Source organism: Litoreibacter arenae DSM 19593, from assembly GCF_000442275.2.
GTDB classification, from domain to species: Bacteria; Pseudomonadota; Alphaproteobacteria; order Rhodobacterales; family Rhodobacteraceae; genus Litoreibacter; species Litoreibacter arenae.
Map to the genome: position 1 here is coordinate 578,058 of NZ_KE557314.1, position 15,085 is coordinate 593,142.

General features: G+C 62.4%; 14 protein-coding genes. 11 read left to right on the forward strand and 3 right to left on the reverse strand.

Translation table 11 applies throughout. The features are described from left to right. Positions 1-31 precede the first annotated feature (31 nt). The 7 genes from THALAR_RS15230 to THALAR_RS15260 are packed head-to-tail and all read left to right on the forward strand — an operon-like array spanning position 32 to position 6,674. Positions 32-1,768, forward strand: coding sequence for a type I secretion system permease/ATPase (locus THALAR_RS15230; protein ID WP_021102485.1), 1,737 nt, complete (start codon positions 32-34; stop codon positions 1,766-1,768). Then, entirely contained in the window at positions 1,765-3,066 is a 1,302-nt protein-coding gene (locus THALAR_RS15235; protein ID WP_021102486.1) for an HlyD family type I secretion periplasmic adaptor subunit, read from the forward strand. The genes THALAR_RS15230 and THALAR_RS15235 overlap by 4 nt, the downstream gene beginning before the upstream one ends. 13 nt (positions 3,067-3,079) lie before the next feature. Continuing rightward, positions 3,080-3,544, forward strand: coding sequence for a RidA family protein (locus THALAR_RS15240; RefSeq protein WP_021102487.1), 465 nt, complete (start codon positions 3,080-3,082; stop codon positions 3,542-3,544). Then, on the forward strand, positions 3,541-4,296 hold the full coding sequence (locus THALAR_RS15245; RefSeq protein WP_021102488.1) for a glycerophosphodiester phosphodiesterase family protein: 756 nt from the start codon (positions 3,541-3,543) through the stop codon (positions 4,294-4,296). Before THALAR_RS15240 ends, THALAR_RS15245 begins: the two co-directional genes overlap by 4 nt. 30 nt (positions 4,297-4,326) lie before the next feature. Then, entirely contained in the window at positions 4,327-5,532 is a 1,206-nt protein-coding gene (locus THALAR_RS15250) for a GNAT family N-acetyltransferase (RefSeq protein ID WP_021102489.1), read from the forward strand. Next, positions 5,529-5,828 carry a 4a-hydroxytetrahydrobiopterin dehydratase gene (locus THALAR_RS15255; protein ID WP_021102490.1) on the forward strand — a complete coding sequence of 100 codons (300 nt, stop codon included), beginning with the start codon at positions 5,529-5,531 and terminating at the stop codon, positions 5,826-5,828. The genes THALAR_RS15250 and THALAR_RS15255 overlap by 4 nt, the downstream gene beginning before the upstream one ends. Beyond that, positions 5,829-6,674, forward strand: a complete 846-nt coding sequence (locus tag THALAR_RS15260; protein WP_021102491.1) for a mechanosensitive ion channel family protein — start codon at positions 5,829-5,831, stop codon at positions 6,672-6,674. It begins immediately after the preceding gene. A gap of 47 nt (positions 6,675-6,721) precedes the next feature. Here the strand turns inward: THALAR_RS15260 and THALAR_RS15265 are convergent, their stop codons facing one another. Both THALAR_RS15265 and THALAR_RS15270 read right to left on the reverse strand, forming a co-directional pair. Then, entirely contained in the window at positions 6,722-8,368 is a 1,647-nt protein-coding gene (locus THALAR_RS15265; RefSeq protein WP_021102492.1) for a hypothetical protein, read from the reverse strand. A gap of 136 nt (positions 8,369-8,504) precedes the next feature. Continuing rightward, positions 8,505-8,993: a peroxiredoxin gene (locus THALAR_RS15270; protein ID WP_021102493.1), complete on the reverse strand. Its 489-nt coding sequence runs from the start codon at positions 8,991-8,993 to the stop codon at positions 8,505-8,507. Between the two features lie 79 nt (positions 8,994-9,072). Between THALAR_RS15270 and THALAR_RS15275 the strand changes: the two genes are divergently transcribed. Together THALAR_RS15275 and rsmD are read left to right on the forward strand one after the other, a co-directional pair. Next, on the forward strand, positions 9,073-10,275 hold the full coding sequence (locus tag THALAR_RS15275) for an NAD(P)/FAD-dependent oxidoreductase (RefSeq protein WP_021102494.1): 1,203 nt from the start codon (positions 9,073-9,075) through the stop codon (positions 10,273-10,275). After that, positions 10,272-10,832, forward strand: coding sequence for a 16S rRNA (guanine(966)-N(2))-methyltransferase RsmD (gene rsmD / locus THALAR_RS15280; RefSeq protein ID WP_021102495.1), 561 nt, complete (start codon positions 10,272-10,274; stop codon positions 10,830-10,832). Before THALAR_RS15275 ends, rsmD begins: the two co-directional genes overlap by 4 nt. Positions 10,833-10,889: 57 nt before the next feature. On the opposite strand, the gene THALAR_RS15285 is transcribed toward rsmD, so the two are convergent. Then, entirely contained in the window at positions 10,890-11,915 is a 1,026-nt protein-coding gene (locus THALAR_RS15285; RefSeq protein WP_021102496.1) for a TRAP transporter substrate-binding protein, read from the reverse strand. Positions 11,916-12,111: 196 nt separating this feature from the next. Here THALAR_RS15285 and recQ point away from each other — a divergent pair, with 196 nt between their 5' ends. Continuing rightward, positions 12,112-14,151, forward strand: coding sequence for a DNA helicase RecQ (recQ, locus tag THALAR_RS15290; RefSeq protein ID WP_040819346.1), 2,040 nt, complete (start codon positions 12,112-12,114; stop codon positions 14,149-14,151). Positions 14,152-14,196: 45 nt separating this feature from the next. Continuing rightward, positions 14,197-14,979 carry a peroxide stress protein YaaA gene (gene yaaA / locus THALAR_RS15295; protein WP_021102498.1) on the forward strand — a complete coding sequence of 261 codons (783 nt, stop codon included), beginning with the start codon at positions 14,197-14,199 and terminating at the stop codon, positions 14,977-14,979. Positions 14,980-15,085: the final 106 nt, after the last annotated feature.

Consider the following 15,085-nt stretch of genomic DNA (forward strand, 5'->3'; position numbering starts at 1 on the left):
GGTCCATGCAAAATGAGGTTAAGACTTCCGCATGAGAAGAGAAAAGAACCACCTCGGCAAAGCCGAACTGCTTGCCGCCCGCCGCGAAAGCCGCCCGCTATTTTTCGCGGCCTTCGTCTTCAGTATTTTCGTCAACCTGCTGATGCTGACCGGCCCGCTCTATATGTTGCAGATCTACGACCGCGTACTCGGATCGCGGTCCGAGGAAACGCTGGTCGCCCTGTCTGTTCTGGTGGCCTTTCTCTACGGCATGATGGGCATTCTCGACTACGCCCGCGGGCGCGTGCTGTCGCGCATCGGTGCCCGCTTTCAGGACAAACTGGACCGTCGGGTATTCTCGGCAATGCTGCGCAAAACGAACCTCGCGCCCGGATCAGGCGACAACAACACCGGCCTGCGCGACCTTGAATCCGTGCAGACACTGCTGTCGTCGCCCGCCCTGCTGGCGCTGTTCGACATGCCGTGGACGCCGCTTTTCGTGGCCGCGATTTTCATCTTTCACCCGTGGCTGGGCTTCTTGGCCGTCGCAGGCGGCGCGTTGCTGGTGGTTTTAACCTTGGTAAACCAACGCATGACCCGCCAGCCCCAGATGGAAGCCGGTCTGTCCAGCCTACAAGCCAACCGCATGTCCGACGAAATCATGGATGAGACCGAAATCATCGCGGGCCTCGGCATGCGGGAGGCCAGCTTCGACCGCTGGCAGAAGCTCCGCTCGGAATCGCTTGCCAAGTCCATGCAGAAGGCCGACCGGGCAGGGGCGATCACCGCCTCGACCAAGACGCTGCGGCTGTTTTTGCAATCCGCCATGCTTGGACTGGGCGCGTATCTTGTCCTGCAAAACCAGATGACCGCCGGTGCGATGATTGCAGGCTCCATCCTGCTGGGCCGCGCGCTGGCCCCGATCGAGCTGGCAATCGGCCAATGGGCGCTTGTGCAACGCGCCGTGATGGGCTGGCAAAGCCTTCAGGCGCTGTTGACCGAGGTTTCCCAGCTGCCAGCGCACACGCCCCTACCAAGGCCGGAGGCGCATTTGCGCGGCGAGCAGATCACCGTTATTCCGCCGGGCGAAAAGCAGGCGACGTTGCGGATGATCTCTTTCGACCTTCCAGCCGGGCAGGCTATGGGCGTCATCGGGCCGTCGGGGGCCGGAAAGTCCACTTTGGCCAAGGCGCTAACCGGCATCTGGCCGGTCGCGGGGGGCAAGATCCGGCTGGGTGGCGCGGCGCTGGATCAATACGATCCGGACACCTTGGGCAGCCATATCGGATACCTGCCGCAGAAGGTCACCCTGTTTGACGGCACCATCGGCGAGAACATCGCCCGCCTGCAAAAGGATGCCGACCCTCAGGCGATCATCAAAGCCGCGCAAATGGCCGACGCGCATGAGTTGATCCTGCGCCAGCCGCAAGGCTACGACACGCAGATCTCGTCGACGCGAGGGCGCCTGTCGGGCGGCGAATTGCAACGCATCGGCCTCGCCCGCGCGCTGTTCGGGGAGCCGGTTCTGCTGGTTCTGGACGAGCCGAATTCCAACCTCGACAACGACGGCTCCAACGCGCTCAACACCGCCATCCGCGCCATGAAGGCGCGCGGCGGGTCGGTCATAATCATGGCGCACCGCCCCTCGGCCATCGCGGAATGCGAGTTGTTGATGGTGCTTGACCAAGGCCTGCGCCGCGCATTCGGGCCACGTGACGAAGTGCTCAAAGGCACGGTCGCAAATCACACAACCATAGCCCAGAAACCCGGCCCGGGAGGCGTCACATGAGCACCGAGCGTAAGTGGTCTGCCCGCAGACCCGTGGTTCTAGGTATCATCGCATTGCTGGTTTTGGTCGGCGGTTTCGGCTTCTGGTCGGTCAAGGCCAACATCGCAGGCGCGATCATCGCGCCGGGGCGTATCGAGGTGGATCAGAACCGGCAGGTGCTCCAGCATCCCGATGGCGGGGTGGTCGCGCAAGTCGCCGTGCGCGAGGGCGACCGCGTCAAGAAAGGCGACCTTCTGGTGCGGCTGGACGATACCCGACTGCGCTCCGAGTTGTTGATCGTGGAAGGCCAACTGTTCGAGCTGATCGCCCGAAGCGGCAGGCTCAAAGCGGAACGTGATCGTGCGGACCAGATTACCTTCGACCCGCTGTTGCTCGACGCGGCACAAACCCGCCCGCAGCTTCACGAACTCATCGACGGGCAACAGCGCCTGTTCCAAGCCCGCGCCACTTCGGCGGCGCAGGCCATCGAACAGCTGGAAAAGCGCAAAGCCCAGATCGCCAACCAAGTCGACGGTGTTCGCGCCCAGCAAGACGCGCTGGAGGCACAGCTGAGCCTGTTGCAGGAAGAGTTGACCGCGCAACAGGGCTTGCTGGACAAGGGCCTGGCGCAATCCAGCCGCGTGCTGGCGCTGCGCCGCGAGGATGCCCGTCTGCGCGGCACTGTTGGCGAATTGACCGCGTCGGTCGCCGAAAGCGAGGGCCGCATCACCGAGATCGACCTAGAGATATTGCGCCTTGCCACCCAGCGCACCGAAGAGGCAATCACCCAGTTGCGCGACCTGCAATACCGTGAGTTCGAGTTGCGCGAGAAACGCCTGTCGCTGCGCGAAAGGCTGGAGCGGCTCGACATCACCGCACCTGTCTCCGGCCTGATCTTCGGGCTGACCGTCTTTGCCGAACGCGCGGTCGTCCAACCCGCGGAAGCGCTGATGTTCATCGTCCCGCAGGACCGCCCCATGGTCATCACCGGCGAGGTGGAGCCGATCCATGTCGACGAAATATTCCTGGGCCAGGACGTCACATTGCGCTTCTCGACCTTCGACGCCCGCACCACGCCAGAGGTGTTCGGAACCATCTCCTCCATCTCGGGGGACGCTTTCCGCAACGAGACCACGGGCCGCAGCTTCTACCGCGTGGAGATGACCCTGAAGGAAGGCGAAATGTCCCGGCTTGGCGATGTGGACCTTGTGCCGGGCATGCCCGTGGACGGGTTCATCCGCACCGCCGACAGATCGCCGATGACATATCTGCTGAAACCGTTTACCGATTACTTCAACCGCGCATTCCGCGAGACCTGAACGGAGATTTTCCATGTCCAACTACGAAGCCCGCCTCTCTGAACTGGGCGTTACCCTGCCCGACGCCCCTGCACCTGCCGCCAACTACGTGCCAAGTGTCATTGTGGGCGACATCGTCTATATCTCCGGCCAGGTCAGCCAAGGCCCTGACGGCCTCATCACCGGCAAAATCGGTGCCGATCTGAGTGTCGAGGACGGCGTCGCCGCCGCCCGCAGATGTGCCATTTCGCTTCTTACTCAGGTTAAAGCGGCCTGCGGTGGCGATCTCGACCGCCTTGTGCGCGTGGTAAAGCTGACAGGATTCGTCAATTCCACCCCCGACTTCACCGACCAGCCGAAGGTTATCAACGGCGCATCGGATTTCCTTGTGGAGGCCTTGGGCGACGCCGGCAAGCACGCGCGATCCGCCGTCAGCGCGGGCGCGCTGCCGTTCAACGTCGCCGTTGAAATCGAAGGCATCTTCCAGATCAAATCATGACGCTGCCAGCCGCGTTCCTCGACCGTCCGCTGGCGCATCGGGGGCTTCACAATCGCGCCAAGGGCGTGATCGAAAACTCCATGTCCGCCTTCAAGGCAGCCATCGACGCGGGCTACGGGATCGAGCTGGACGTGCAGATGTCCTTCGACGCGCAGGCCATGGTGTTTCACGACTACGACATGAAGCGCCTGACCAGCCAAGGCGGCCCGATCCAGACCCGCACCGCGGAAACCGTGCGTGGCATGACGCTTAGCGATAGCGACGACACGATCTTCGACCTGCCCGCCGTGCTGGACATGGTCGCAGGTCGTGTGCCGCTGCTGATCGAGCTGAAGGATCAGGACGGCGCGATGGGCCCGAATGTGGGCCCGCTGGAGCTGGCTGTGGCGGAGGCGCTGCGCAGCTACAAGGGTGACGCGGCGGTAATGTCGTTCAACCCCCATTCAACGGCGATGATGGGCGATCTATCCCCGAAGCGCCCCCGTGGTTTGGTGACCAGCGCCTATAGCGCGGACGATTGGTCAACATTGCCTGCCAATGTCCGCGACCGTCTGCGCGACATACCCGACTATGAGCGGAGCGGCTCCAGCTTCATCTCGCACGAGGCCGAAGACCTGAACCGCCCCCGCGTGGCAGAGCTGAAATCGCAAGGGGCCACGATCCTGTGCTGGACGATCAAATCGCAAGCACAGGCGAACAAGGCGCTGGAAGTGGCCGACAACATCACTTTCGAAGGGTTCATCCCCGCTTGACCCTAGCCCCCCACACCCCATCTTTGACCCATGCATGACGGGACCGATGATAGGGCGGAGACGCAGATAGAGATCAGTGTGATCCCCAGCCTCGGCGGCATCGACCCCGCCGACTGGGACGCCTGCGCCTGCCCCGAGGCCGCCAATGGGCGCCCCATCGACCCCTTCACCACGCACAGGTTTTTGCTGGCGCTGGAACGCTCCGGCTCGGTCGGCGCTGGCACCGGCTGGCAACCGCAATATCTGCTGGCCCGCCAGACCGGCACCCTGATCGGCACCGCGCCGCTTTACGCCAAGACCCACTCGCAGGGCGAATACATCTTCGACCACAACTGGGCGCACGCCTATGAGCGGGCGGGTGGGCAGTATTACCCCAAGCTGCAAATGGCCGTGCCACATACCCCCGCCACGGGGCGCAGGCTGCTGGTCAAACCCGGCTTCGAGGTTGTCGGCCAATCCGCATTGGTGCAAGGCGCCGTGCAACTGGCGGCGCAAAACCACCTGTCATCCCTGCACATCACCTTTTGCACCGACGCCGAGGCCAACGCGGGCGCGCAAATGGGCCTGATGCCCCGCATCAGCCAGCAATTTCATTGGGAGTCGCAGGGCTACAAGACCTTCGACGACTTCCTTGCCTCGCTGTCGGCCCGCAAACGCAAGAACATCCGCCGCGAACGGGCGCAGGCGCAGGCTTTCGGCGGCACCATCCACGCCCTGACCGGCGACCAGATCCAGCCGGAGCATTGGGACGCCTTCTGGCGCTTCTACCAAGACACCGGCGCGCGCAAATGGGGCACCCCCTACCTGACCCGCGCATTCTTCGACGAGGCGCAGGAAACCCTGCGCGACGACATGCTGCTGCTGCTCGCAGAACGGGACGGGCATTACATCGCAGGCGCGCTCAACCTCATCGGGCGCGACACACTCTACGGCCGCTATTGGGGCTGCACGGAGGACCACCCCTGCCTGCATTTCGAGCTGTGCTATTATCAAGCCATCGACTGGGCGATCACCCACGGCCTGACCCGCGTCGAGGCGGGTGCGCAAGGCGCGCACAAACTGGCGCGGGGGTATCTGCCTGTCGCAACCCACTCGCTGCACTGGATCGCCGACGAAGGCTTCCGCGACGCTGTGCAACAATTCCTGCATGCCGAAAAGACTGCCATTGACGAGGATATCGAGATCATGACCGAATACGGCCCCTTCAAGAAAACCGCCAAGGAGGTAGACCCATGACCGACGCTTTAACCGCAGACGAGCGCAAGACCGACCTGCAAGACGTGCTCGCAAACGGCTGGTCGCAGCCCTCCGACCGCGACGCCATCACGAAAACCTACAAGTTCCGGAACTTTATAGAGGCTTTCGGGTTTATGACCCGTGCCGCGATCCATGCGGAAAAGCTGAACCACCATCCAGAGTGGTCAAACGTCTACAACAAGGTGGAGGTCACTTTGACCACCCATGATGTAGACGCGCTCTCCCTATTGGATATAAAGCTGGCGCGGATAATGGACCGACTACACGAGGACTAAGTGCAAGACCTACTGAATACCGAAATCTGGAACGGCAAGAGCATCGCCGACTATCTGACCCTCGACATGATGGTATCCGTCCTCGGCAACATCCTGAGCGCCATCTTCATCCTGCTGATCGCCTTCATGGTGTCGGGATGGGTCAGCCGCCGCATCCGCCTGATGAGCGAGAGACACGCCAAACTGGACCAGACGCTTTTCGACTTCCTGTCCAACCTCGCCCGCTATGTGATCCTGGCCTTCGCGGTGCTGTTTGTCCTGAACACCTTCGGCATCCAGACGACCTCCATCGTCGCCGCCATCGGTGCGGCTGGTCTGGCGATCGGCCTTGCGCTGCAAGGCACGCTGTCTAACGTGGCCGCAGGGGTCATGCTGGTGTTCTTCCGCCCGATCAAGGTGGGCGACTTCGTCGAGATCAACGACAAGATGGGCACCGTGAAGGAGATCAACCTCAACTATGTCGAGCTGGCCTCCACGTCGAACACCCAAGTGATCGTCCCCAACTCCGAGGTCTGGGGTAACACGATCACCAACTACTCCGTCTACCCGACCCGCCGCGCGGAATGGACCTTCGGCGTCGGCTACGGCGTCAATCTGGCCAAGGCCGAGCAGGTCATCCGCGACACCATCATGGCCGACGAGCGCGCCCACACCGACCCAGAGCCGTTCATTCAGGTCAACAACCTCGGCGGCAGCTCCGTCGACTTTCTGGTACGGGTCTGGTGCGACCGGACCGATTATCTGGCCTTCACCACCGACATGACCCGCAAGGTCAAAGAGGCGCTGGACGAGGCGGATATCGACATCCCGTTTCCAACACGCACGATTGTCAGTCAGGCGTCGTAGCTTCACGCGACGGAGCTTTGGCACAATCTCGCATTGCGACTGCGGGATCATGTCTCGGGAATTCCTGCAGCGGTCAGCGCCGATATGATCTTGTCTCCAAGACCTGATTTTGCCGCCGGATGCGCCTTTTTGTAAGCATCAAGGCTGAACGTCGGCGACCTTCGCAACAGCTCTGCGGCAGTGCTGCGGGCTTGTTCCCCTCGATCCAGATAATGCAGCGCAATGATCTTCACCCTAAGCGTCGATAGATGCCGGTCGTTGCGCGCCAAGGACGCGTCTGCAAGATTCAGGGCCCGGTCATATTTTCCCGCCGCAGCGTAGGCTGTGCTCAGCAGACTGTCGTAATAATACGCGAACGGATCGAGCGGGGACAGTCTGCGCGCTTTCTCCGCCGCCACAATGGCTTTCGCGCCATCGCCCTGAAACGCCAGAAGCGCCCCACGCAAAAGCCAAGACAGGCTTTCGCTTGGGTTGATGCTGATCGCATTGTCATAGCGCTGGCTGGCCACATCCATCTGCGGCGGCAGGTAGTTATTCGCAAGACCGTCGATCACCAGAGAAAATGAACTGTCAGGATTTATATCGAGCGCCCTCGAAGACGCATCCAGCGCCATCTGTGTGTCTTTCCCACGATCCGTCGTCCAGCCGTTAAAGACGTTCAAAACATGCCATCTCGCCAGCCACGCATGTGTTTCAGCGACCATGGGCGCGCGGGATACGGCCTCTTCCAACAGGGCACGCGACTTGGCGAAGTCGCGGAACATCGGGCTGTGCATCAAGGACACGCCGCCGATAATCAAATGGTGATCTTCAAGCGCGGGTAACACTCGGTCGCTCACATAGGAGATCGCCTCGTCAGCGATGGAGCGTCCAATTGCGCGCACCACATCATCAAGGCCATTGGAAAGATCACCCCGAAAACCCGCCGACGGACCAGCAATCTGACGGGTCCACAAAATACTGCCATCGCGCGCATCCACGAAATCCATATCCGCAACGATCCGCCCCCCGATGTCGCGCATGGAGCCGGTTACGAAGTAGTCGACGTCCAGTTGCGAACGAACATCCATAGTGCTGTTCATGCGTGTCGCCAAAGCGCGGCTGGACAGATGAGACGTAACCGAAAGCAAGTGTGATCGGGACAGAGAGCGGCATATTTCCTCTGCCAGCCAGTCCCCCAACACCCACAGGTTGTCGCCACCCAGTACCCGCCGGAACGGCAATGCGCAAACGCGCGGTAATGGGCGTCCATGCTGAGAGCGTGGCGTCGTTCGATACAGAGCCGCAATCTGGCTTTCGTCTGCCCGCACCGTCGTCACCCAGTTTTGGAAGCCTTCAGCGAAAACTCCGGAATCCTCCATGAACGCACCATCGTCCGGAGCGCCCAGAAAGCTGACCAGCGACAAGTCCAGTTCAATATCGCTATTAGTGCATTTGAAAAATCGGTCGAAGTCCTCGCCGAGAAGAAGGCGCATGTCCGAGAGCGTGCGGCGCAGGTTTTGCCGTCCGCCATCATAGCAAGACGGTCCCCACAAGCTGCGTTGAAGATAGAACCGCGTCCGCCGCCCCAGAGGCGCAGTCGCCAATAACGCGATCAGCGCCCTTTGCTTTGTGCCGGTGATTTCGACGCCATCGGCACCATCTACGCGAACGACGCAGGGGCCGAATAAAGAGATACCAAGTCGTTTAGCCACTGTGAACTCACCGCCATTCCCTTGGAAAGGCTAGCAAGTTCCCGATACTGCCCCAAGGACATCACGTTTTTCTCACATGCGGCAAAGGCCCTGCCGGATTGGCAAAGCCCCGCCAATCCGGCGGGGCCTCCACATCTTACAGGCTGGCGAGCAGCGCCTCGCCGCCGGACACTTCGCACTGGCCGGGGCTTTCCTCGGCTTGCAGCACTTTCACCACGCCGTCCTCCGCATACATCGCGTAGCGTTTGGAGCGGGCGATCAGGCCCGCAGGCGGCGCGTCGAAATCCATGCCGATGGCCTTTGTGAACTCGGACCCCGCATCCGACAGCATGGTCAGGCCCGCCTCGGTGGCCCCAGTCGCCTCGCCCCATGCCTTCATCACGAACGGGTCGTTGACGGACACGCAGATGATCTCGTCCACGCCCTTGGCGTCGAAATCGCCCTTGGTGCGGATGAAGCTGGGGACGTGGGCGGAATGACAGGTCGGCGTATACGCTCCCGGCACGGCAAAGATCACCACCTTGCGGCCTTTGGTCAGGCTGGACAGCGACACCGCCTCCGGCCCGTCCGCGCCAAGGCGGATGAGGTTGACGTCGGGCAGCGTGTCGCCGGTTGAAATGGCCATGATGATTTTCCCTGATTGAGTTACCGTTGCTCATGGATATAGGGTCTTCGCAAGTGCGAGACCAGAAAAAGGCAGCCCAATGAGCCATATTATCGTGATCGGGGCCGGGCAGGCCGGATCATCCCTGACAGCCAAGCTCCGCAACCTCGGGTTTGACGGCGACATCACCCTGATCGGCGCGGAAGATGTGCCACCCTACCAGCGCCCGCCGCTGTCCAAGGCCTACCTGCTGGGCGAGATGGACCGCGAACGCCTGTTCCTGCGACCCGAGCAGTTCTACGCCGACCAGAACATCACCCTGCGCCTCGGTGCGCCGGTGACCGCCATCGACCCAGCCGCCCGGACTGTGACCGTCAGGGGCGAAAAACTGTCCTACGACCAGCTTGTGCTGACCACCGGTTCCAACCCGCGCCACCTGCCCGCCAGCATCGGCGGCGCGCTTGGCGGCGTCCATGTGGTGCGCAGCCTTGACGATGTGGACGACATGGGCGCGGAAATGGCACCGGGCAAACGCGCCCTGATCGTCGGCGGCGGCTATATCGGGCTGGAGGCGGCCGCAGTGGCCTCCAAGATGGGGCTCCAAGTTACCGTGATCGAAATGGCCGACCGCATCCTGCAACGGGTCGCAGCGCCCGAGACCTCCGGCTACTTCCGCAAGCTGCACACCGCGCATGGCGTCGATATCCGCGAAGGTGTCGGGCTGGACCGCCTGCTGGGCGAGTCCCATGTCAGTGGCGCGCGGCTGACCGATGGCAGCCATATCGACGTCGATATCGTCATCGTCGGCGCGGGCATCACCCCCGCCAATGCACTGGCCGCAGATGCCGGGCTGACCATCAACAACGGCATCGAGACCGACGCGCATGGCCGCACCTCCGACCCGAACATCTGGGCTGCGGGCGACTGCGCCTCCTTCCCGTGGCAGGGCGGGCGCATCCGGCTTGAATCGGTGCAGAACGCCATCGACCAGGCCGAGTTGGTGGCCGAAAACATCATGGGCGCGGGCAAGGATTACGTGCCGATGCCGTGGTTCTGGTCCGACCAGTACGACGTCAAATTGCAGATCGCGGGCCTGAACACCGGCTACGACAAGATCGTCGTGCGCCATATCGGCGACGCGGTGTCCTATTGGTACTACAAAGGCGACAAACTGCTCGCCGTCGACGCGATGAACGACCCGCGCAGCTACATGATCGGCAAGCGCCTGATCGAGGCGGGCAAAAGCCCCTCGGCGGATTTGGTCAGCGACCCTGACACGGACATGAAGGCCCTGCTGAAGTGAGGATCATCGGCGGCACCCACCGATCCGTCGCCCTGACGCCCGTCGGCAAAGGCGACGAGGCGGGCCACCTGCGCCCCACCACCGACCGCATCCGCGAAAGCCTGTTCAACGTGCTGGCAGGGGGCCGCTTCGGCGACCCCCTCACCGATGCACGGGTGCTGGACCTGTTCGCAGGCACCGGCGCATTGGGGCTGGAGGCACTGTCACGCGGGGCCGCGCAAGTGTGTTTCATCGAAAAGGGCCGCGCGGGCTATAAAATCCTCAGCAAGAACATCGCCAAGCTCCGCGCGGGCGAGGTCACGAACGCGCTCACATGGGACGCCACCCGCCTGCCCGCCAACCCCTACAAGCCCTTCGATTTGGTGTTTCTGGACCCGCCCTATGGCAAGGCGCTCGGTCCTGCCGCGCTCATCTGCACAAAGGCGCAAGGCTGGATCGCGGATGACGCCCTGATCGTGTGGGAGGAGGAAAGCCCGCAGACAGCACCCGAAGGCTTCGCGGTGCTGGAAGCCAAAAAATACGGCTCAACCCACATCACCTTCCTCGAACCCGCATAGAAAAAGGCCGCCCCGAATATCGGAGCGGCCGGGTATGCATACTCGTTACGCGGGTAATTACAGGCTTTCGGCGACAAACGCCTTGGCGTCTTCGACCAACGCGGCCCCGTCGAGACCCTTCTCCGTCGCCTCGGCGATCCATTCAGCGGTGACTTCCTCGCCCAGCGCCTTGATGCGGGCGGTCTCTTCTTCGGACAGAACCGCGATCTCGTTGCCGTCATCCGTCATGACCTGCTTGCCGCCCACGTCGCCCTCGTCATGGGCACGACCGGCCCAGGCGGATGCGAACTCGCCGGAATTGGCGTCGATCACGGCTTTCAGATCATCGGGCAGGCTGTCATACTTGTCCTTGTTCATCGCCCAGATGAAATAGAGGTTATACAGCGCCTTATCGCCCGCCACATCCGTGTGGCTGTCGGTCAATTCGTCCAGCTTCAGCGATGGCGACATCTCCCAGGTGATCACGCCGCCATCGACGACACCTTTCGACAGTGCCTCAGGGAAGGCCGGAACCGGCATTCCGATAGGCGTGGCTCCCATCTTGTCCAGCAACAGCGTCGCTGGGCGCGACGGGCCGCGCAGTTTCAGGCCCTTGAAATCCTCGACCGTTTTGATCGACGGGCCTTTCTTGTGCACGATACCCGGCCCGTGCATGTGGGCCGCGATCAGGTGCACGTCTTTGAAGTCGTCCATCAGGTATTTCTGCGTAAACTTCCAAGCCGCGACCGACGCTTGTTCACCGGATTTGGTGGTCATGAAGGGCAGTTCCATCGCCTCCGCCTCGGGGAAACGTCCGGGCTGGTAGCCGGGGATCACCCAGCCGCCATCCACCGCGCCGTCGCGGATCAGGTCGTATTGCGTCGGGGCTTTGCCGCCCAACTGCATGAACGGATACAACTCCACCTTGATGCGCCCGCCCGAGTCCTTCTCGATCTTCTCGGCCCATGGCTGCATGAAATAGGTCGGGTTGGCCGATTTCGGGGAAACGAAATGCTGGAACCGCAATGTGACCTCTTGGGCGAAGGCCGCAGAGGCGCTTGCCATGGTGAAAAGGGCGAAAGTCGTGGTTTTCAGAAAGGTCATCTTAAGACCTCCTTTTGCAAGATCGGTTGGCGAAGCTTTAGCTGCATCGCAGCATATATGTAAGTAAATATCCCGTAGTTGCAAGTCATTCGCAAAAACTTCTTCTAGATGTAGTGGTCACGGGTATTGTTTGCACAAGTAAAATATGGGAGTTTCGGTCAAAATCGAGCAAATGACAAAAACAGGCGAAACCCCCATGCAAGACCCGCAAACGCTGCTGGCCGATATATTCGGATTCGACGCCTTCCGTCCCGGTCAACGCGACATTGTGGATGCCGTTTGCGCAGGGAAAAACACGCTGGCCATCATGCCGACAGGCGGCGGCAAGTCGCTATGCTTCCAGCTGCCCGCGCTGGCCCGCGACGGGCTTACCGTTGTGATCTCCCCGCTGATTGCCCTGATGCGCGATCAGGTCCGCGCCATGCGGGCGGCAGGCGTGCAGGCAGGCGCACTCACCTCCGGCAACACCGAGGAAGAGACCGACATGGTCTTCGACGCGCTGCACGCGGGCACCCTGAAACTGCTCTATATCGCCCCCGAACGCCTCGCCTCCACCGGCACCCGCGACATGCTGACCCGCGCGGGTTGCACCATGATCGCCGTGGACGAGGCGCATTGCGTCAGCCAATGGGGCCACGACTTCCGCCCGGACTACTTGCGCATCGGCGAGTTGCGCCGTGCCTTGAACGTGCCACTGGCGGCTTTCACCGCCACCGCCGACGCCGAAACCCGCGAGGAAATCGTCACCCGTCTGTTCGACGGGGTGCAGCCCGAAACCTTCATGCAAGGCTTCGACCGCCCCAACCTGAACCTCGCGTTCGAGGTCAAGGACGGCCCCCGCCGCCAGATCCTCGACTTCGCCGCCGCGCATCGCGATCAGGCGGGCATCGTCTATTGCGGCACCCGCGCCAAAACCGAAACGCTGGCCCAGGCCCTGCGCGAGGCAGGCCATTCCGCCTGCCATTATCACGGCGGCATGGACAAGGACGACCGCCGCGAGGTGGAGCGTCGGTTCTCCCAAGAAGACGGCCTTGTCGTCGTCGCCACCATCGCCTTCGGCATGGGCGTCGACAAACCCGATATCCGCTGGGTCGCCCATGCCGACCTGCCCAAATCCATCGAAGGTTATTATCAGGAAATCGGCCGCGCAGGCCGCGACGGCACGCCCGCCGATACGCTGACGCTTTACGGCCCCGACGACATCCGCTTCCGCCGCCAGCAGATCGACGAAGGCCTTGCCCCCGACGACCGCAAAGCCGCCGACCACGCGCGCCTGAACGCGCTTCTGGGGCTGGCCGAGGCGCTGGAATGCCGCCGCAAACCCCTGCTGGAATATTTCGGCGACACCGACATCACCTGCGGCAACTGCGACCTGTGCGACAAGGCCCCCGACACGTTCGACGGCACCGTCGCGGTGCGCAAGGCCCTGTCCGCCATCCTGCGCACCGGTGAATATTTCGGCGCAGGCCACCTGATCGACATCCTCTTGGGCAATTCCACCGACAAGGTGCAGGCCCGCGGCCATGACCAGTTGCCCACCTTCGGCATTGGCGGCGAATACGACAAACGCGGCTGGCAGGCGGTGTTCCGGCAAATGATGGGCCGCGACCTGATCCGTCCCGACCCCTCCCGCCACGGCGCTTTCCGCATGACCGAAGCCGCCCGCCCGATCCTGCGCGACGAGGCGACAATCACGCTGCGCCGCGACACCATCAAGAAAGGCGCAAACCGCCCCGCCGTCAAAACCCTTGTCTCGGACGAGGACGCGCCGCTGCTCTCCGCCCTGAAGGCCAAACGCCGCGCCTTCGCCGAGGCCGCGCGGGTCCCGGCCTACGTCATCTTCAACGACAAGACCCTGATAGAGATGGCCGAAACCCGCCCCGCCGATCTGGACGCCTTCGCCCGCATCTCCGGCGTCGGAGCCAAGAAACTCGAAAGCTTCGGCGCGGCCTTCCTCGAAGTCATCAACGGCGCACCCACGCCGGAGCTGCACCCGACCCGCCGTAAGCTTGCAGGCCGCGACAGCGGCGCGCTCTACGATCAGTTACTGGAGGCACAAGCCAACCTGTCACGCGGCCCCGAGGGCTACGACAAACCCCTCAGCTGCTCCGCCTCCCTCATCGCCAAGGTGGCAGAGGTCAAACCAAGCGATCCCAACTCCATGGCCCGCCTTTTGGGCGACCGCCGCGCCGAGCGTTTCGGCGAGGCATTCCTCAATGTCCTCCGCGCCTCTTGAGGCTGCGGCCCAGCCCCCTACATTAGGCCTCAAAGGAGACCGCCCATGCTGACCGTCATTTCCCCCGCCAAGAAACTGGATATGTCCGAGGTCAACGTGACCCCGACCCTGCCGGAGTTCCAGACACAGGCGAACGAGCTGGCAGAAGTGGCCCGCGACCTGTCCGTGGACGATCTGCGCAAGCTGATGCACATCTCCGAAAACCTCGCCAAGCTGAACCGCGACCGCTTCCGCGACTTCGCCGATGCCAGCACGCCCGAGAACGCCAAACCCGCGATGTTCATCTTCGCAGGCGACACCTATACGGGCCTTGAGGCCAAAAGCCTCGACCAAGACGAGATCACTTTCGCCCAAAACCACCTGCGCATCCTGTCCGGCCTCTATGGCCTGCTCAAGCCCCTCGACGCGATCCAGCCCTACCGCCTGGAAATGGGCAGCCGCCTGAAAACGCAGCGCGGCAAGTCCCTCTACGACTACTGGGGCGACACCATCAGCAAGGCTCTGAACCAGCAGGCGCAAGAGGTGCAAACCGACACGCTGATCAACTGCGCCAGTCAGGAATATTTCGGCGCAGTCGATGCGGATGCGCTCGACCTCAACATCGTCACGCCCCAGTTCTATGAAGACAAACCCGGCGGCCCCAAAATCGTCAGCTTCTACGCCAAACAGGCCCGCGGCGCGATGGCCCGCTTCATCATCCAGAACCGCCTGACCAAGCCGGAACATATCCGCGACTTCGACACCGGCGGCTATACCTACCAGCCCGACCGCTCCACGCCCGATCGTCCCGTCTTCCTGCGCGCAGAGGCACTCGCCAAGGCCTCCTGACCCACCACCCTTGGGCTTCTTTCTTCCCTAAATACCTCCCCCGGAGGGCCGCTCCGCCAAGCGCCGATCCGCCAGCAGGGGCCAACACGGTTTTGCCAAATCGTCA